We start from the raw sequence: 19,980 nt of genomic DNA, 5'->3' as shown, positions 1-19,980 counted from the left end.
GTTTCTGCAAATTTGCAATAAAAATGAGAAATATCGGCTACTATACTTGAATAAAAACAACTTTATGGTGATAAAAACAAGCGGACGAAAGATTTTTACAATCAGTCGCCCGCTTAATTCTATGGAAGAAAATTTTATCTGATGACTTTCTTGCCGTTGACGATGTAGATGCCTTTGTCGGCAGTGTCTTTTATCTGTCGCCCGCTGAGGTCATAGATTTTACTTACGTCCGGACTTTTTTTTTGAGCCGTTTTAATGCCAGTTACTTCTTGATGGTTCTCAATGGGGATAAAGCGCAGCGTGTACGATAGAGTACCGCCGGAAGGACACTTGTATTTGCCAAGAGTTCCCGTGCCGTGTCCGCAAGAACCGTTGCCAAGACCTTGCTGAGCAGCATCAAAGTGTACGTAAGTGCCGTTGGGCTCTATGTCGTAGTTGTGGCGCGCACTCGCCATGGTGTAGTCGTCATAGTGGAGCAATTGCATGGAGACGGTGCCATCTACAATGATGTGGTAGCCATTACCATTGTCATCAGTAATCGTTACCTCACGCACGTCCTGACGGCCACCGCAAGTCTGTGGCTGCGCATAGCGTTCGAACATGTCGCTCACTGTTGTGGTGTAGCGACCAAGATAGGAACCCGTCTTTCTGTCCGGATAGTTTTCCCATGGACCGCGACCATAGTACGTAACGTTTTCATAACTCTGTGGGAATTGCCAAGCCAGGCCGATGCGGCGCAAGTCGCTCACCTGAGGTTGGAAAGTGGCTTGCATATCGACAATACCATTGGCATAAATGGTGTATCGCAAATCATAGGGACACTTGCTGCCACCTGCCGTAATGTCAACAAAAATCTTTGTAGAATCACTGTTTGAACTCATCGAGAGCATCTTTGTGCCCACGCCATTATCGATGGCAGATGAACTTTTAAAGTTTTCTACGTAAGCGTAGCAGTCAAATTCCGGCAGTGTCTCGAAAGTCTTGTTATCACCATATTTCCAACTTACTACATAACCATTGTTTACACGGATAGTGGTTTTGCCGGCATAGATGTCATTGACAGTGCTGTTGAAGGGTACAACCCGCACCTTTTCACCTTTTTGAGGCACTACTTCCGTAATTACCTTTGCCGGGCGATTTGTGAGTACCTGTTCGAAAGAGGCTATGACATGACCTGCTTCGCACCATGCTTTGCCTGTGGGATCAACGATGTCGAAACGCAATGTGCATTCTTTGTCGTTAGGTATGGATGAAGTGTATTTGATGGCGAATGTGCCGGTCTTGCCGGGCTTGATAGGAGGAGCAGCCATGCTGCCTGTCTCAATGGTGTCGCCGTTGGCAACGATGGCAAAATTGATGTTGAACACGTTGAGAGGCGTGTAAAGGAAATTGTTTTCCAAAGTCACACGTTTAGTAGAAGGAATGAAATTCGTCATCTTTACGTTTTGGAAAACTTTTTTTACCTCTGTCAGTTCAGGCGTCCATTGGCGGTCTGCGTTTATAAGACCATTGTTTACGAAGTTGCCTTGACCGTTTGTGTTGGGATAGTCATAGCCTGTCTTGTATTTCGGACGACCTTCAACAACGAGTGTGCCTGCCTTGATGTCTGCGGCATCGTAGATGCTCTGGTCCACCCAGTCCCAAATGCAGCCACCCAGTCCATAATTGCTGTTGAAAATGCCGTCCCAATATTCTTGCAGGTTTCCAACGCCATTACCCATGGCATGTGCATATTCGCAAATAAAGTAGGGTTGATTCCTGTAACTGTTGTTGCTGTAATTTGTTGCAGCCGACACAGTGGGGTACATTTCTGAAGAAATGTCCGTGCTGCCTGATGTGCCCTGACGGCTCGCACCTTCATAATGAACGAAACGGCTGTCGAGTTGCTTTATGGCTTGGTAGCAGTAAGGGAAGTTGCTGCCACCGCCCGATTCGTTGCCAAGGCTCCAGAAAATGATACTGGGGAAGTTGCGGTGAGCAAGAACCATGCGCTCTTCTCTGTCAATATAAGCAGGACGCCAACTTGCGCTGTTAGAAAGTGTCTGGCCACCGTAATACCAGTTGTAGTGACACTCAAGGTCTGCCTCGTCCATGACATACATACCATAATAGTCGAACATGGCATACATCTTATTCTGTCGTGGATAGTGGCTGCAGCGAACTGTATTGATGTTTGCCTGCTTCATCAACTGAATGTCTCTGAGCATGGTAGGAACGTCTATGCTGCGACCATGGAGCGGATGGGTGTCTTGCGTGTTCACTCCCTTGAAATAAATGCGTTTGCCGTTGATAAACACAGCCTTTCCGCCACTTGTGGATTTCATCTCAACGCATCTGAAACCATGCTTTGTAGCAAATGCCATCTCTTCGTTGCCATCGTTGAGCAGAGAAAGTTCCACCGTGTACAAGTTTGGCGTTTCTTCGCTCCAGAGATCTAAATGGTTCAATTCTCTGAAAACAATAGTGTCGATGGCGATGCTGTCACCTTCATAGAAAGCAAAGACCTTCGATTCACTCGCCAATTCTGTTCCGTCCGGAGTCAAAATGCGTGCTTTCACACTGCGGGAAAGGGCCACCTTTTCGCTGTTCTGTACTTCCACACGGATGCTCAGCGAACCGGACTCATAATTCTTTTGACTGTTGAGTTCGGATGTGATGTAATGGTCGCGGATGAATGTCTTCGGTGTGGCATAGACGAATACATCGCGGTGGATACCGCTCATGCGCCACATATCTTGGCCTTCGAGGTAAGAACCGTCAGAGAAGCGGATCACGCGGACACTGACATTGTTAGTGCCCACCTTCACGAGTTTGGTAATATCAAATTCGGCATCATTGTTGGAACCCTGCGTGTAGCCGGCATATTCGCCATTCACCCAGACGTATGCACAACTGTAAACACCATCGAAATGGAGGAAGATTTCCTTTCCATCCCAAGAAGATGGTATTTCAAAGTTGCGGCGGTATGATGCAACGGAGTTCTTGCAGTTGGCATGCATTGTAATATACGGTGCCTCGTCCTTGAAAGGATAGTTCTCATTGATATAGTAGGGATAACCATAACCTTTCATCTCAAGGCATGACGGAACGCTGATGGTGTCCCAGGCAGAGGCATCAACATCATTGCCATAGAAATCCTCCTCGGGCATGTCGTCTGTACCTTCTTGCCAAATAAGATTCCATACACCATTGAGAGAGCGATAGAGCGAACTGTTGTTGTCCACCCAAGGCTTGTCATAATGCGCCTTGTCTGCCTGCATCTCGGCTGTGGTAGCGTATGGCACGTATGTGGCATGCCCTTTGAGTTTGTTTTCACCGAACATACTTTCGTCCTGCCATTTAGGACCTTTGAAGGATTGTCCGTCAGTGGGCTTTATAACGAAATAGGTACTGGCTTGAGAAGGATATCTGCTACGCTGTACCAGACCGTCGGCGTCCACACTGAGATAAACGGTCTGATAATTGCTTACTACATAAAGTTGGTAAGTGTTTTCAAGGCCATCAACTGGTGTTATGTAGAAGTTCTGGTTTGCATTCGATGTGTTGGTATTCCATTGCAACGGGCGATGGATTGAACTCACAGCCATGTCTATGGAATGCCCTGAAGCGCAACTGGTGAATAACAAACCGGTGTTACCGCTCTTTACCTCCCATTTCTCAGAGTTATTGTCTTTCGTAAGACTCGTCTCAAGTTCGGAATCATTGGCGGTCTTGCCGCCTGTCGAAACGTAATACTGTGGGTAGGCATAACTCTGCAAAGTGTAGAAACCGCCTGGATATATATAATTCTTGTGGAGATTGGTCAGAACGAAGTAGGTAACCTCCTCGTCTTCGACAGAACTCATTTTTAGTTCGCTGCCATCTTCATTGGGCGTGAGGGCAAGACTGCCGTCTTTCGATAACAACTGATAAGTGTTGGCTGATGCATCAACTTCCTTAATCACAAACTGCTGGTTCTCGTTGGAGAGTTCACAATTCCATTGCAAAATCTTCTTGTCAGCGGTTGTCAATGCCATGTCAATGGACATGGAGTAGTTGTAATTGTGCAGGTTGAAAGTCTTACGTCCTTTATCTGAAGGAATGAGAGTCCATTGTTGGCCTGCATCTTCGCCATTCGCATCGTTAAGCACAATGAAAGCATCTCTTCTCCAACTGTTGTTGTTTGAAAGTGCTTTACCGCTCTTCTTGTGTACAAAAAGGTAAGTACTTCCGCTTTCGATTTGCGCAAATGCCGGCATCGTCACAAGCAATGCTCCAACAAAAAGGCAGAAACGTGACATTAAGTTTTTCATTTCTGGTGTGTGAGTTAGAATGTGCGTAAATAAGGATTTCTTAAAGGACTTAAGGCGAAAAGAAACTGACCGTTTCTATCGCCTTAAGGTTTGGGGATAGGACTATTATGCCTTTACGCGGTTTACGTAAGAACCGTCGCGTGTATCCACTTCAATGGTCTCGCCTTCGTTGATGAAGAGTGGCACGCGAACAGTAGCACCGGTTTCCACTGTAGCGGGTTTCAGAGTGTTTGTGGCGGTGTCGCCTTTCAGACCCGGCTCGGTGTATGTTATCTTGAGTTGTGTCTTAACGGGCATTTCTGCATAAAGGATGGTTTCTGTCGAAGCATCGCTCACAACGTCAACCACATCGCCTTCTTTCATGTAAGCCACACCTGTGATAAGTTCCTTGGCGATGACAACGTCGTCCCATGTCTCCTGATTGAGGAAGTGGAATTCTTCGCCTTCAGCATAACTATACTGATAAGGCCGGCGCTCAACACGTACGTCTTCAAGTGCTTCGCCAATATTGAAACGCTTTTCGATAACACGACCTGAAACAACGTCCTTCAGCGTAGTGCGCATGATGGTGTTTCCCTTACCTGGCTTCACGTGGAGGAAGTCAACGCAAAAATACAATTTGCCGTCCATGCGAATGCATGTACCCTTCTTGATGTCTTGTGATTTAATCATTTGATGGTATTTTTTCTGAAATTTATTATTCTTTTTTTCTTATCAGCCGCAAAATTAAGAAAAAAATCTCATATAGTCTTATTCATCTTGACAACAGCCAAAAAATGAATGGTTTTCTAAGTTGCTATAGCCGCTATAGTTATTGTACTTTATCCACAAAAAAAGAACCGCATTAAAGCAGTTCTTGTAAAGTAGCGCGGGGCGGGCTTGAACCGTCGACCTCATGATTATGAATCATGCGCTCTAACCAGCTGAGCTACCGCGCCGTTTTGCGGGTGCAAAAATAGAAAGCAATTTTGGACTGACAAAATTTATCTTCACTTTTTTTGCAAACCGACATGAAAAAGAAACTTACAAGAAAAACCAAAAACCTCGCATCATGCCTTAACTTCTGTTATCCAACTTTCAATGTCCCATATTTATTTTGTATTTTTGCAGTCAATATGACGTTGATGAAGAAACTTGATCGCTATGTCCTTGGGAAATTCTGCCTCATTTTTGTGGCAGCATTCTTCATTTGTCTTTTCGTCCTGATGATGCAGTTTACGTGGCAACATGTAGATAAATTGGTGGGAAAAGGACTGACAGTGGATATATTGAGCCAGTTTTTCTATTATATGGCACTGACTCTTGTGCCTCAAGCGCTTCCTTTGGCAGTGCTGCTTGCTTCTTTGATATGTTTCGGAAATCTGGGTGAAAGTTTCGAACTGATTGCAATGAAGAGTTCGGGCGTGTCGTTGTGGCGGGTCATGATGCCAATGCTGGGACTTTCTGTACTCCTTTCGGGTGTTTCTTTCTTCTTCCAGAACAAGACTTCACCCGATTCGGTGTTGCAGTTGAGGACACTGCTCATCAGTATGAAGCAGACTTCGCCGGCAATGGAAATACCAGAAGGTATCTTCTATAATGGCGTGCCAAATATCAATATCTACGTCAAGAAAAAAGTGCCCAAAACGGGCATGCTATATGACCTGATTATCTACAAGACCGACCAAGGTTTCGACAAAGCACAGATTGTACTCGCAGACAGCGGACGCATCGAAATGTCAGCAGACAAAATGCACCTGCGGCTCGACATCTGGGAGGGTGAACAGTATCAAAGTCTTCAATCGGGTGATGCCATGTCCATGAAAGGCGCAAACATGCCATACGACAGAGAAACGTTCGGGCATAAGTCGTTGCTCATTGACTTTGATGCCAATTTCAACGTGATGGATGCAGATTTGATGAAAAACATGCCGTCAACGAAGAATATGGTCGAAATCGTGGAGAGTGTGGACTCTATGAATCATGAAATTGACAGTGCGGCTAACAGAAGTTATAAGGAATCGCTCAAGACGGTTTACAATGAGCCTGAAATGACCAAGGAAGAAGCAAAGAAAGTGCAAAGACAGGCGAACGAACTGAAACTCACTTTCGACAAACTTACTGCGCAGATGTCGGCTGATAATAGCGTAAATGTGTATCAACGGGCCAAAACCATAGTGCAGCAACGAATAACCGACCTGAAATTTAAAGAAGAAGTACAGGACAACACCATAAAGTTTATACGCAGGCATTGGATAGAGTGGCATCAGAAAATAACGATGTCGCTCGCATGCATACTCTTCTTTCTTATCGGAGCACCGCTAGGTGCCATCATCCGAAAGGGCGGACTCGGCATGCCATCAGTCGTGGCGGTTATCATCTTCATTATCTACTACGTTATCAATACATCTATGATGAAGCAGGCGCGCCAGGGTTCTCTCAATATGGTAGTGGGTATGTGGACCAGTACAGCCATTTTGCTGCCGTTGAGCATCTTCCTGACTTATCAGGCGAACCGAGACTCTGTGGTGTTCAATATCGATGCCTATCGTGCATTGTTCAGGCGCTTCATTGGTCTGCGCGACAAACGCAACCTCACCCTGAAGGAAGTCATCATAGAAGACCCGGATTATGACAATGCTGTGCAAAGGTTGGAAAAACTGAGAGACGACTGCCGCTCATACAATCAAGAGCACCGCTTGAAAAATATGCCTAGTTATGTCAAGGTGTTCTTCCGCACAAAACCTGACAGGGCAGTGGAAGGAATAAAAGCAGATATGGATAATATCGTGCAAGACTTGGCAAACAGCAAGGACGGACGTATCATTCACGCACTCAACGACCTGCCGCTGATATATGCCAGTGCGCATGTATCACCATTCTACAACCAAAAATGGAATAAGGCTGCCGGTATCTTCCTGCCTGTGGGCATTGTGCTGTGGGTGCGCGTTTGGATATTCCGCATGCGACTCCATAAAGACATGAAGCAGATTGATGCTGCAGCGGCAAAAATCATAGCGCGAATAGCAGAGTCCCGAAAGAGAAGTAACTAAAGCAAAACAGAAAGTCATGCGCAGGAGTAGCGCAAAGCAGTGAAACATTATAATTAGAAAAATATAGATAGTCAAAAAGAAGATAAATGAAACTCTCGACGATAGAAGAAGCACTGAAGGACTACAAGGAAGGAAAATTCCTTATAGTGGTTGACGATGAAGACCGGGAAAACGAGGGAGACCTCATTACACCCGCTGAACTTATCACTCCCGAAAAAGTGAATTTTATGCTCACATACGGTAGGGGAGTGCTCTGTGCACCAATCACCATAGAGCGGTCCAGAGAACTGAACCTGCCGCATCAGGTGCAGGACAATACCAGTATGCTCGGAACACCATTCACGGTTACAGTGGACAAACTCGATGGCTGTACCACCGGAGTGAGCAGTCATGACCGTGCCGCAACTATCAAAGCACTCGCTGACCCCGCCACCCAACCATCCGACTTCGGACGCCCGGGGCACATCAACCCGCTCTATGCACAGGAGCGCGGTGTGCTCGTTAGAGCAGGACATACCGAGGCTGCGGTCGATCTCTCACGACTTGCAGGACTCCAACCCGCGGCATGCCTTATCGAAATTCTTAACGAGGATGGTACAATGGCGCGTATGCCACAACTACTGGATTTTGCTGAAAAGCACCAACTGAAAATCATCACTATCCGTGACCTTATCGCTTATCGTCTGAAAACGGAAGTGCTCGTTGACAGAGGAGAAGAAGTGGATATGCCAACAGAATATGGTCATTTCCATCTTATTCCTTTCCGCCAGAAGAATAACGGACTTGAGCATGTAGCGCTCATCAAAGGAACGTGGAAGGAAGGAGAACCGATACTCGTGCGTGTGCATTCTTCTTGTGCTACCGGTGATATTTTCGGGAGCGAACGCTGCGACTGTGGGGAGCAACTGCATAAGGCAATGAAAATGGTGGAGGCTGAAGGAAAAGGTGTTATCCTCTATCTCAATCAGGAGGGACGCGGAATAGGGCTTATGGCAAAGATAGCAGCCTACAAACTGCAAGAGCAGGGATACGACACAGTGGACGCCAACGTCCACCTCGGTTATGACCCGGACGAACGGGATTATGGTGTTGGGGCACAGATTTTGCAGATGCTTGGAGTAACGAGGATGCGCCTGATGAGCAATAACCCTGTGAAAAGGGTTGGCTTAGAAGCGTATGGTCTTGAAATCACTGAAAACGTACCTATTGAGATAAAACCAAACAAGTACAACGAACGTTACCTCAGAACAAAGAAAAACAGAATGGGGCACACGCTCCATTTCAACAAATAATAAAGGCAAAAATAGAAATTTATTTTATAACAATCAATTTACTGAATCATGCAAAATTATCTTGACAACAACAACTACGGCACATCAAGTGTGAAGCCCGTTGAAGTGGCTCGCGAGTCGGCTTATGCCACACTAATGAGAAATGTGTATATATGGATGACGCTGGCGCTTGTGGTAACGGCAATGGCGGCATACTATGTGGCGAGCAACGAAAGTTTGCTCTATAGCATCGCAGGAAACCCAATCCTGTTTTGGGGATTGATGATAGGAGAACTCTTGCTCGTAATTATCCTGAGTGCAAGAATACACAAAATGTCGTTTATGACGGCTGCAATAATGTTTGTGGCATATTCGCTGCTCAATGGTGTTACGATGTCGTTTATCTTCCTTGCATACACAGAGTCGAGCATCGTAACAACTTTCCTCATTACAGCAGGCACCTTCGGGGCTATGGCGCTCGTGGGAAGTTTTATCAAGAAGGACCTTTCTGCAATGGGACGCATACTCATCATGGCACTCATAGGTCTGATTATCGCTACAATAGTGAACATATTCCTGGCAAGCGACGGACTCTCGATGATTATAAATTATGCAGGTGTGCTTATCTTCGTAGGACTTACGGCGTATGATGCACAGAAAATCAAGCAAATGCTCCAGGCGTACGGAGGAGACGTGAACGAAGGTACAAAGAAAATCGCTTTGATGGGTAGCCTCTCGCTCTACCTCGACTTCATCAACCTCTTCCTCTATCTCCTTCGCATATTGGGAAACAGGAATTAAAAAGATATAATCATTCATTTGCGAAACGTAAGTATGAAAAAGATACTTTTTATGTTTGTTGTTGCAGCAATGTTCTCATGCAACAGCAAGTCGCAGGAGGCAACCAGTGCCGGAACTGATGAACAACCAAAGGATAGCGACAGTAAGGTGACGCTGCTCTTCATCGGGGACATGATGCAGCATGATGGGCAGATTAAGGCAGCACGGCAGGCAGACGGAACGTACGCCTACCATTGTTTCGACAAGGTGAAACCTATCATAGAGAGTGCGGATGTGGCAATAGCCAACCTTGAAGTAACTCATGCCGGACCGCCTCACAAAGGTTACCCCCGCTTCTGCGCGCCCGACGAGTATCTCTACGCCATTCATAATGCCGGTGTGGACGTTCTCCTCACAGCCAACAACCATTGCTGCGACACGGGCAAGAAAGGGCTTGAACGGACCATTGATCTGCTCGACTCACTGAAAATACCACACCTCGGTACATACAAGAACGCAGCCGAGCGAGACCGCACTTATCCGCTCATGGTGGAGAAAAACGGCATAAAGATAGCCCTGCTTAACTATACATACGGCACAAACGGCATTCCCACACCGCAAGGGAATATCGTAAACCTCGACAACGACCGGGAGCAGATAAAGAAGGACATAGCAAAGGCAAAATCAATGAACCCTGATGTCATTATAGCAAATATGCATTGGGGAATAGAATATGTGCTTCTGCCTAACAGTCAGCAGAAAGAATTTGCGCAATGGCTGCTCGATCAAGGTGTGGATCATGTCATCGGAGGACATCCCCATGTCATACAGCCTGCCGAAGTAAGACAAAATGCAAAAACCGGAGAAAAGAATCTCGTGGTCTATTCGCTTGGAAACTACGTGTCGAACATGACAAAGCCTAATTGCACGGGTGGATTGATGGTGAAACTCGAACTCGAGAAGAAAAATGGAAAAGTAGGCTATGCCGGTAGTTCATACGGATTCGTCTGGGTGTCGAGGCCTGCACACAACGGCAAAGACTTTATGATCTGGCCCGCAGACAACACCGAAGGTATGAATAATGCAGAAAAGGCTGCATCAGCAACTTTCTTCAGCAATATGAGGGCACACATGCAGAAAAACTGCGTAGGAATAGGTGAATGGAAATAAAATAAACAGATGAAAAGACAATAAAAAAGAATAAACATGCTATCAACAACAATCAACCGTCTGTCGCCGTCTGCCACACTCGCCATGTCGCAGAAGAGCGCAGAACTAAAGGCGCAAGGCGTCGATGTCATCAATATGAGTGTAGGTGAACCGGATTTCGACACACCACAGCACATCAAGGAAGCAGCAAAGCAAGCCATTGACGACAACTACACACGTTATTCTCCAGTTCCAGGTTATCCACAACTCCGCAAGGCAATCGTGGAGAAACTTAAAAATGAAAACGGCCTCGATTATGATATGGCGCAAATCATTGTGTCGAATGGCGCAAAGCAAAGTGTGTGCAACACCATAATGGCGCTCGTGAGCAGCGGAGACGAGGTCATCATACCGGCACCATATTGGGTGAGTTATCCGCAGATGGCGCTAATGGCAGACGGAAAACCTGTCTTTGTCGAGGCAAAGATAGAGCAGGACTTCAAGATGACACCCGAACAACTCGAATCTGCCATCACTCCAAGAACAAAACTTCTCATTCTCTGCACACCGAGCAACCCTACTGGCTCTGTGTATAGTGCAGACGAACTCGAAGGACTGGCCGCCGTACTGCGTCGTCATGAACAGGTCTATGTCATTTGCGACGAAATCTACGAACACATCAATTATACAGGGGCGCACGCTTCTCTTGCTTCTTGCGAAGGCATGAAGGAGCGCACCATCATAGTAAATGGTGTGTCGAAAGCATACGCCATGACGGGATGGCGCATAGGTTACATTGCAGCACCTCTCGAAATAGCAAAGGCAACAAGCAAATTGCAGGGACAATACACCAGCGGCCCATGCTCAGTAAGCCAGATGGCAGCACTTGCTGCATATACCGCACCGCAGGACTGTGTTGAGGAAATGCGTCAGGCATTCGAACGCCGGAAAAACCTCATCGTAAGTCTGGCGAAAGAAATACCGGGATTTGAAGTGAACGACCCGGAAGGCGCATTCTACCTCTTCCCTAAGTGCAGCAGTTACTTCGGAAAAACTGATGGTGAACGCGTCATACGAAACAGCACAGACTTTGCCATGTATCTTCTCGAAGCAGGTCATGTGGCAACAGTAGGTGGCGATGCTTTCGGTTCTCCCGAATGTTTCCGAATGAGTTACGCAACAAGCGATGACAACATTCGCGAAGCACTCAGACGAATAAAAGAGGCCTGTGAAAGACTGAAGTAGTAGGTTTCTATAGCATCTATAGTTTTCTATAGTTACTAATGGGCGCAAAAAATATTTTTTTATTATTTTTGCACGATACAAAATCAGGAAAGTAAACTTTGTGTACGAGTAATGCCGCAAACCACCATAGATATAGAGAAAGTCATTCGTGAACGCGCGGGGAAAAAGGCTAAATACGTGCCGAAATTCGTCATATCCTATCTCAAGCGCATAGTGCATCAGGACTGGCTGAACAAATTCTTCGAGCAGGAGGGTGATAAGCAGGGGGTGCCATGGCTTAAGGATTCTATTGAATACCTCGACCTCACGCTGAACATCGTGGGGCTGGAGAACCTGCCGTCGCCAGACGACCCAAGACGCTACACTTTCGTCAGCAACCACCCGCTCGGAGGCCCTGACGGATTGGCGCTCGGAGCGGTAATAGGTCAGCATTTCGATGGGAAAATACGCTATCTGGTCAACGACCTCCTGATGAATATCTATGGCATAGCACCGCTGTGTGTGGGAGTGAATAAATTCGGCGCACAGAACCACCGGTTTGCAGAACAGGTGGACGAAATCTTCCACGGAGAAAACCATGTGCTGATGTTCCCGGCAGACCTCTGCTCACGAAAAAAGGGGGGTGTCATACGCGATGTGCCATGGAAGAAAACGTTCATAACGAAGAGTGTAGAGGCAAAGCGCGACGTAGTGCCCATACATTTCGGAGGCAGAAATTCAAACTTTTTCTATCGGTTGGCTAATATCTCAAAAGCGCTCGGTATAAAGTTCAACATCGCCATGCTCTATCTGAGCGACGAGATGTACAAAAACCGCGGCAAAACGTTTACCATTACTTTTGGGAAACCCATACCATGGCAAACGTTCGACAAGACAAAAACGCCGAAACAATGGGCACAGTATGTGCAGGATGAAGTGTATAAACTCGCGGGAGAGTAATAAGTACACAGGTATAGATCCTCAACAACAGAGAATCATTATAGACAAATGCAAGATATAATAGCACCCGTCAGTAGAGAACTGCTCAAGGCGGAACTCACACCGGAACGCCGCCTGCGTTCAACAAACAAGAGCAACAACGAAATCTACATCGTTACCTATCAGCAAGCACCCAATGTGCTCCTCGAAATAGGGCGATTGCGCGAAATAGCGTTCCGCACAGCCGGAGGAGGGACAGGAAAGGCATACGACCTCGACGATTTCGATACCTGTGAGCACCCCTACTACCAACTCATCGTCTGGAATCCCGAAGCAGAAGAAATACTCGGAGGCTATCGCTTCCTGCCGGGAAGGGAGTGCAAATTCGCACCAAGCGGACAGCCTATGCTCTCCACAGGTCATATTTTCCACTTCTCCCAGGAGTTCATACGCGATTACCTGAGTAGCACAGTGGAATTAGGACGCTCTTTTGTAACACTGGAATATCAGAGTTCCCGCTCTTCCTCAAAAGGACTCTTCGCACTCGACAACCTCTGGGACGGCTTGGGAGCACTCACGGTCATCATGCCCGAGTTGAAGTACTTCTTCGGAAAAATGACGATGTACCCCTCGTTCAACCACGATGCGCGCGACATGATTCTCTATTTCCTCAATAAGCACTTTGGCGACAAGGAAAACCTCGTCTATCCGCTTAATCCCGCAACAATCGACTTGCCACAGGAAGAACTCGAAGCCACTTTCGTCAAGGATGACTTCAAGGAAGATTATTACATCCTAAACAAGGAGGTGCGCAACCGCGGCTACAACATTCCGCCACTCGTGAATGCATACATGGGACTGAGCCCGACGATGCGCGTATTTGGAACAGCCGTTAACGATGACTTCGGAGATGTGGAAGAAACGGGAATACTCATTGCCATAGACGAAATCCTGGAAGAGAAGCGTATGCGACATATAGATACCTTCGTAAAGGAAAATCCGGAGTCGATGAATATCATTCGCGAGGTGTTCGAGAAAGGAGCATCAGAGATGAGTGGGGAATTTCCGCCTGTAGAATAAAACTGCTTGACTATGTCAGTGAACAGAATAGTAGCATTGTTGTGCTGCCTGCTTTTGATAACTGCAAAAGCGACGGCACAATTTGTTTTAGTACGGAATGGAGCGCCGGCAGCAACCATTCTTTGTGCGGACAATAGCAAAGAAACGGAGGAAGCGGCGCAGTTGCTCAACCTCTTCGTGGAACGCATCAGCGGAGCAACACTGCCGGTGGCGCATGGTAGCCGCGCGCAGAAGGCAGTAGTAATAGGAGGGAAAAGCGCAAGGGTAGGAGAGAACGGGTTCGATATTACTGCCACACGCAGCGGAATCGTCATACGCACGGGGGGCGGAAAGGGTGCCGTATATGGTGTGGGAGAACTGCTCGAACAGTACCTTGGAGTAGATTATTACGCCAAGAATGTCTATAGTCTGGAAAAACGAAAAACAATCACAGTTCCCGCTTTCCGAACAAGACAGACACCGGTTTTTCAGTATAGGCAAACAAATACCTACGGAAATGAAGACCCAGTTTACAGGCAGTTCCTGAGAGTGGACGACCCGTCAGAAGTGTTTGCAGGAAATCTGTGGGTGCATACATTCAACCCTATAGTGCCCGTGCAGCAATATGGTGCATCGCATCCCGAGTATTATGCCATGATAGATGGCAAGCGGGTGGTGGAGCCATCATCGCAATGGTGCCTAACTAACGAAGAACTCTTCCAACTCGTGGTACATAAGGTGGACTCCATATTCCGGAAACATCCTGGCAAGACCATGCTTTCTGTCAGCCAGAATGATGGGGTAGACCGTTATTGCCGTTGTCCGAAGTGCAACAAAGTGGCAGAAGAGGAGGGAGCGCAGTCGGGCGCAATCATACGCTTTGTGAACCGACTCGCGCAACGTTTTCCAGACAAGACCTTCTCCACACTTGCCTTCCTCTACAGTATGGACCCGCCAAAACGGACGCGGCCGCTGAAGAACGTGAACATCATGCTCTGCTCATTTGATGCACGAAGGCATAACGTTATCACTGACAACCATTACGGAAAACTTTTCTATAATGCACTCGAGGGGTGGAGTGCCATTACCGATAACATCTTCCTTTGGGACTATGGCATCTCGTTCGAACACCTGCTTATGCCCTTCCCGAATTTCCACATCCTGCAACCGAATATGCGAATATTCAGAGAGCATGGCGCGAAGATGCTCTTCTCGCAGTGCAACGGCGAGCCTGCAACCGACTTTGCTGAGTTGCGTGGATATGTGCTCTCAAAACTGATGTGGAATCCGGAAAGAGATCTTGATTCTCTCGTACAGAAGTTTATGAACGGATATTACGGCGCAGCAGGAAGATATCTTTACGACTATCGGAAACGCTTGGAACAAAATCTCATACAGAGCGAGCAGCCGATGTGGATTGCCGACAAACCAGAGTATCATAAGGACGGCATGTTTAGTGCAGATAAAATGAAAGTGTATAATACTCTCTTTGATCGTGCCGAGCGCGCTGTGGCTTCAGACGAGACGCTTCTTCATCGTGTGCAACGCGCCAGACTGACATTGCAATACGTTGAACTCGAACTGGCAAAAACATACCGGCAGCAACGCTCTCCCGCCATCCAACAAACACTTCAACGCTTCCGCAATGTGGCAAAACGCGAGAAGATTGTATCCATACGAGAGCGCCACGAATCGCCCGAGCAGTACTGCAACGACTATCTCAAAAACTGACCCACCTAGTCCACTATGCTGCAACAATGTTACAGCAAGAACCCCGAAAAGAACAAATGGAGAACTCCTTATACAATAAGACCGCAAAATACGCGACACTCGGCTGCAAACTGAATTTTGCCGAAACATCCACCTTGCGCGACCGCATGGAGGCAGAGGGGGTGAGAACGGCAGAGCAGCAGGAATGTGCAGACATCTGCATAGTCAATACTTGCTCCGTTACGGATATGGCAGACCATAAGTGCCGGCAAGCCATAAACCGCCTCGCGCGGGAGAATCCCGGGTGTGTCATGGTCGTCATAGGGTGCTATGCGCAACTCAAACCGCAGGAAATAGCACGTTTCGACAACGTTGACCTCGTGCTCGGAATGGAGCAAAAAGGCGAGGTTATACCGCATCTCAAGGCTCTGATAGGGAGGAAGGCTACGCTCGGTACATGCCACGAAGCGATTGCCGTGCCACTGAAAGATATCAGGACCTTCGTGCCTTCGTGCTCGCGGGGAAACCGGACACGCTACTTCCTCAAGGTGCAGGACGGCTGCAACTACTACTGCACCTATTGCACCATACCCATAGCGAGAGGGCGAAGCCGAAGCGGAACAATAGCCCAGATGGTTCGTCAGGCGGAGGATGTGGCAGCCGCAGGCGGAAAGGAGATAGTCATCACAGGAGTAAATATCGGCGATTTCGGGCAGGGAACAAACGAGGATTTTTTCGGACTGATACAGGCACTCGACAAAGTGGAAGGCATAGAGCGCTACCGCATTTCGTCCATCGAGCCGAACCTGCTGACAGACGAGATCATCGATTTCTGCGCCAGTAGCCGAGCTTTCATGCCGCATTTCCATATACCGCTCCAAAGCGGCAGCGACACAGTGCTACGCCTGATGCACCGACGCTACGACACGGATCTCTTCGCCGAAAAAATGCGAAAAGTGATGACCGTCCGACCTGACACATTCATAGGAGTGGATGTCATCGTCGGTACTCGTGGGGAAACAGACGAATGCTTTGAAGAAACCTACAATTTCATAAAAAGCCTCGACATTGCACAACTGCACGTCTTCAGTTACAGCGAACGACCCGGAACAAAGGCGCTTGAAATACCGCACATCGTGGACAAGGCAACAAAACACGAACGCAGCCAGCGGCTCATTACACTGTCTGAAGAAAAACGAAAGGCTTTCTATCAACGTTTTATAGGAACAAACCGCAAAGTGCTGTGGGAGCACACACGCGAAGGACTGCCCCTGCAAGGCTGGACGGACAATTATATCAGGGTGGAGGCACCTGATGCAGACGAAAACGTTGTATTAGGAAGAACAGATAACCGGCTGACTACAGAAAAACTTGGGAATTTCAATCCCGACTCGTCTGCCCTCATGGCAATCAAATAGGGAAGATACCGCATAACAAAACAAGGGTGCAAGAAAATCCTTGAACCCAAAGAATAAAATAACCGAAATCGGCTATATTTGGAGATTATCGTTCAGGAGCAGGGGCAATATCTTTGTCCGTCTCGTGTGTGGCAACACCACCGGGAACGTCCTCGATGATGGTATCGCCCTCAGTAGCGATCTTGGAAGAGTCAACTATCGCAGAATCAACCATTGTGGAATCTGCACCAGCACCCGTCTTGCACTTGTCGCCACAGCATGATGACAAAGCAATCATTGCCACTGCTGCAATAAGAAGACACTTTTTCATAGAATTATGTATGCTTGATATTGGTTTCCAGGTCCCTAAAGACCGTTTTTTAAGATTTAGCACAAATTTTTAGGAAAAAAAACCTGCGGGGGATAGTCCCCTACAGGTTCAATTCTCTCTTGTTGGTAGCTTAATTATTTTGCGCTATCAGCAGCTACGCTATCAGCAGCAACTTTTTCCTTAGCAGGAGCAGCTGTTGTGTCAGCAGCTGTTGTGTCAGCAGCTGTTGTGTCAGCAGCTGTTGTGTCAGCTACAGCTGTAGTATCAGTTGCTGTTGTGTCTGCATCAGCAGCGGGTTTTTGTTCACCACCGCAAGAAGCGAAAGAAATAGCTGCGAAAGCTACCATTGCGAAAACTAACTTTTTCATTTTCTTTTTAATTTTTTTTGGTAAAACAATCAATTGCCTTAAAACGCTGCAAAGATATTTCGCCATTTCGTATCAAACAAACATTTTTCCTTTTTTTTTTCAAAAACCGTTTTTTTTAACAAAACTTTCACTTTATTTCCCTGTTTTTTAAACTACGGTTTGCAAAAATCCGATTTAATGATGCGATTTTTGAAGTTTCAGCCCATTTTAATGCCAGAAACCGATAATATATACCCTCTATAAATGCTATTATTGCTATTATTTCTATTGTTTCTATAACCTCTATCTCAAAAAGCCTCAATCGCGAGGCTCATTCCGAAGCGCTTCAACAGCATCCAAGTCGTCAATTTCAACTTCTTCAGCCACGCGAACCCAGACCACCTTTGTCGTGTCCGATTGGGTAAGCGACATGCGATAGACACCCAGAAATACATACCCCGTATCGACAAAGTTCTTCATGAACGTCAGTCGCAACTCGTCGAGGCGCGAATACATCCAGTGGTGCTCCTTGTTACGGGTGTGAATCAACTCTGGCTCTGCCCCCTCTGGTCCCCATTGTTCCGTAATAGTCGGGTACATCTGGGTTGCGTCGCCACTGTTATGCCAACGCGCGTTCTTGTATTCCGGTCCCCAGAGCAGCAACTGTTTCCGCCCTTCGAGGACGTTGCCCCAGGGTGTTTCGGTCTCGTTGATGCCGAAAGGTCTGAGAAAATCCAGCGCTGTCTTGAATGTGTCGCCCTTGTGGATGACGTTTCTGCTGCGGAACAGGCTGATACCATAGAAAACAGTCAGAAGCAGGCAAATAGCAAGTGCAATGCCGCCCAGCCATTTGAGCACCTTGCGGATACGTTGCCTTTTATGATACTTGCGCACACTTGCGTCTAAGTCCGTGCGCAGTTCGCTGACCGTAGAATAACGCTGCGCGGCAGGCTTCTGGCACCGCGCGATGACCTCCGCGTAAGCATCGCCCAGCCCAAGGTCTTCTAAAATCTTACCCAAGGCATAGATGTCCGTTCGGGCATCCGGAGTCTTACCTGATTCCCTATCGGGAGGCATATAGCCTTGTGTGCCGCTCGCTTGCTTGAGTATATAATAGGAGTCGCTGTCTGTGAAACCGAAGTCTATAAGTTTCACATTCTTGCCGACATGTGTCAGCATAATGTTTTCAGGCTTCAGGTCGCAATGCACGCACCCCGACTGATGAAGATACTCCACGGCATCGAGCAATTCCCTGAAAATGCGGAGCCGTTCCTGTGTCGTAAGCGCATTGCCCTGGGTGATCATCTCCGCCAGGTTCTTACCCTCCACATACTCCATCACGATAGCATCGCCCAGCCCCTCCACGTTTTCCATACCCGTGCAGCGGACGATGCTCTTGTGTCCCTGAACCTGCATTAGCAGACGACACTCCTTGTTAAGCATCTCCTGATAGAGCAGGTCGTCGGCAAGGTCCTCCGCCAGCGATTTAAGTATCCAGATTCGCCCGTCGCGCCGCGCCTTAGTCATCACATTGATGTGCGAACGCCGAACAATCTCTATGTCGCTGAACTTATGGTCGCCCTCTTGGACAGGACCCTCTCTGAAATCTGAAAACTTTTTCGTTGACATGCTGTATGTTCTTATAAGAAGGAGACTAATCCTCTATCACAGTGAAATGCACGCCAGCCTGCTTGCCCGCCATATATGCAGTAGGCGACATGCCTTCGCGAGTAAGGTTGGAAAGATAGATGGGCTCGCCCTCAATAATCATGTTGCAAAAGAATGTGTCGCCGACCTGCAACTTGGAATGTTCCACTTCGCGCACCACAAACCGTGCATTGCCTAAATGCTCCACCAGCACACGGCGGTCGGGCAGCCATTGTAACTCCACTGTCAGCCCTCGCGCCAAGTGCTTGGTAACAATATGGCGCGTCATAACCTTGTCCGACGTCAAACCGTCATTATATCGTAGAAACGTGGAGTAGTCTGCGAACCCTACGAAGCGCGCCAACACATCGAGCGTGCTGCGTCGTGGCTTTTCCACACCATAGTTGCCGTGTCCCCAGATACGCTTCAGCGTATTGATGCCAACCACCTCATGCGTGCGGTCAAATACCTCGCGGGCAAGTACTTCAAAATCACCCGACGCGTTAACCGCTACGCCCAGCGCCGCCTCAATCTTCTTGCAAAGCCGTGCTATATCTTTATCCATTCTTTAAGTGTTAATTCAACTTTCTGAAGTTGTTGCTACGCCCGGAGTTGACGAAGTTATTGACGATAACATCATGCGGGATGTAAATGACCGTCTGTCGTTCAAAACATGCGTCGTTAACTTCTTTGACTTCTCTAACTTCGTTAACTTCAAGCAAGTGGAACTTGCGAAACCTGGAGTGTTAATAGATGCAAAATTACCTAAATAAGTTAACATCCGAAATCCTGTCCGCAGCCA

General features: G+C 47.4%; 15 protein-coding genes and 1 tRNA gene. 9 read left to right on the top strand and 7 right to left on the bottom strand.

Going from position 1 to position 19,980, the window contains the following annotated elements; genetic code table 11:
• Window positions 1-134: 134 nt before the first annotated feature.
• The 3 genes from C7Y71_RS05050 to C7Y71_RS05040 form a co-directional block, all read right to left on the bottom strand.
• A complete protein-coding gene (locus C7Y71_RS05050; RefSeq protein ID WP_111897303.1) occupies window positions 135-4,292 on the bottom strand; it encodes a glycoside hydrolase family 2 TIM barrel-domain containing protein in 4,158 nt (1,385 codons plus the stop codon).
• A 105-nt stretch (window positions 4,293-4,397) separates the two neighbouring features.
• Window positions 4,398-4,964, bottom strand: coding sequence for an elongation factor P (efp, locus tag C7Y71_RS05045; protein ID WP_111897302.1), 567 nt, complete (start codon window positions 4,962-4,964; stop codon window positions 4,398-4,400).
• 192 nt (window positions 4,965-5,156) lie between these two features.
• Window positions 5,157-5,230, bottom strand: a tRNA-Met gene (locus C7Y71_RS05040).
• 186 nt (window positions 5,231-5,416) lie between these two features.
• Between C7Y71_RS05040 and C7Y71_RS05035 the strand changes: the two genes are divergently transcribed.
• The 9 genes from C7Y71_RS05035 to mtaB all read left to right on the top strand — a co-directional run bounded on the left by C7Y71_RS05035 (window position 5,417) and on the right by mtaB (window position 16,874).
• Window positions 5,417-7,324, top strand: a complete 1,908-nt coding sequence (locus tag C7Y71_RS05035) for an LptF/LptG family permease (protein ID WP_193215975.1) — start codon at window positions 5,417-5,419, stop codon at window positions 7,322-7,324.
• An 86-nt stretch (window positions 7,325-7,410) separates the two neighbouring features.
• Window positions 7,411-8,616, top strand: a complete 1,206-nt coding sequence (locus tag C7Y71_RS05030; RefSeq protein ID WP_111897300.1) for a bifunctional 3,4-dihydroxy-2-butanone-4-phosphate synthase/GTP cyclohydrolase II — start codon at window positions 7,411-7,413, stop codon at window positions 8,614-8,616.
• A 48-nt stretch (window positions 8,617-8,664) separates the two neighbouring features.
• On the top strand, window positions 8,665-9,396 hold the full coding sequence (locus C7Y71_RS05025; protein WP_111897299.1) for a Bax inhibitor-1/YccA family protein: 732 nt from the start codon (window positions 8,665-8,667) through the stop codon (window positions 9,394-9,396).
• A gap of 33 nt (window positions 9,397-9,429) precedes the next feature.
• A complete protein-coding gene (locus C7Y71_RS05020) occupies window positions 9,430-10,545 on the top strand; it encodes a CapA family protein (RefSeq protein WP_111897298.1) in 1,116 nt (371 codons plus the stop codon).
• A 36-nt stretch (window positions 10,546-10,581) separates the two neighbouring features.
• A complete protein-coding gene (locus C7Y71_RS05015; protein ID WP_226943568.1) occupies window positions 10,582-11,769 on the top strand; it encodes a pyridoxal phosphate-dependent aminotransferase in 1,188 nt (395 codons plus the stop codon).
• A gap of 111 nt (window positions 11,770-11,880) precedes the next feature.
• Complete coding sequence (locus C7Y71_RS05010; RefSeq protein WP_111897296.1) at window positions 11,881-12,708, top strand: glycerol acyltransferase; 828 nt, start codon at window positions 11,881-11,883, stop codon at window positions 12,706-12,708.
• A gap of 48 nt (window positions 12,709-12,756) precedes the next feature.
• A complete protein-coding gene (locus tag C7Y71_RS05005) occupies window positions 12,757-13,767 on the top strand; it encodes a GNAT family N-acetyltransferase (RefSeq protein WP_111897295.1) in 1,011 nt (336 codons plus the stop codon).
• A 12-nt stretch (window positions 13,768-13,779) separates the two neighbouring features.
• Window positions 13,780-15,477, top strand: coding sequence for a DUF4838 domain-containing protein (locus C7Y71_RS05000; RefSeq protein WP_111897294.1), 1,698 nt, complete (start codon window positions 13,780-13,782; stop codon window positions 15,475-15,477).
• A 56-nt stretch (window positions 15,478-15,533) separates the two neighbouring features.
• Complete coding sequence (mtaB, locus tag C7Y71_RS04995) at window positions 15,534-16,874, top strand: tRNA (N(6)-L-threonylcarbamoyladenosine(37)-C(2))-methylthiotransferase MtaB (RefSeq protein WP_111897293.1); 1,341 nt, start codon at window positions 15,534-15,536, stop codon at window positions 16,872-16,874.
• A gap of 85 nt (window positions 16,875-16,959) precedes the next feature.
• Here the strand turns inward: mtaB and C7Y71_RS04990 are convergent, their stop codons facing one another.
• The 4 genes from C7Y71_RS04990 to C7Y71_RS04975 form a co-directional block, all read right to left on the bottom strand.
• Window positions 16,960-17,184 carry a hypothetical protein gene (locus tag C7Y71_RS04990; protein WP_146739308.1) on the bottom strand — a complete coding sequence of 75 codons (225 nt, stop codon included), beginning with the start codon at window positions 17,182-17,184 and terminating at the stop codon, window positions 16,960-16,962.
• Between the two features lie 134 nt (window positions 17,185-17,318).
• Window positions 17,319-17,618, bottom strand: coding sequence for a hypothetical protein (locus C7Y71_RS04985; RefSeq protein WP_394366617.1), 300 nt, complete (start codon window positions 17,616-17,618; stop codon window positions 17,319-17,321).
• 231 nt (window positions 17,619-17,849) lie between these two features.
• Window positions 17,850-19,160: a protein kinase domain-containing protein gene (locus C7Y71_RS04980; protein ID WP_111897291.1), complete on the bottom strand. Its 1,311-nt coding sequence runs from the start codon at window positions 19,158-19,160 to the stop codon at window positions 17,850-17,852.
• Between the two features lie 25 nt (window positions 19,161-19,185).
• A complete protein-coding gene (locus C7Y71_RS04975) occupies window positions 19,186-19,743 on the bottom strand; it encodes a hypothetical protein (RefSeq protein WP_111897290.1) in 558 nt (185 codons plus the stop codon).
• Between the last annotated feature and the right edge of the window lie 237 nt (window positions 19,744-19,980).

Origin of the sequence: Pseudoprevotella muciniphila (assembly GCF_003265305.2) — a bacterium.
GTDB lineage: Bacteria > Bacteroidota > Bacteroidia > Bacteroidales > Bacteroidaceae > Alloprevotella > Alloprevotella muciniphila.
This window is presented reverse-complemented; position numbering and strand designations above follow the sequence as displayed.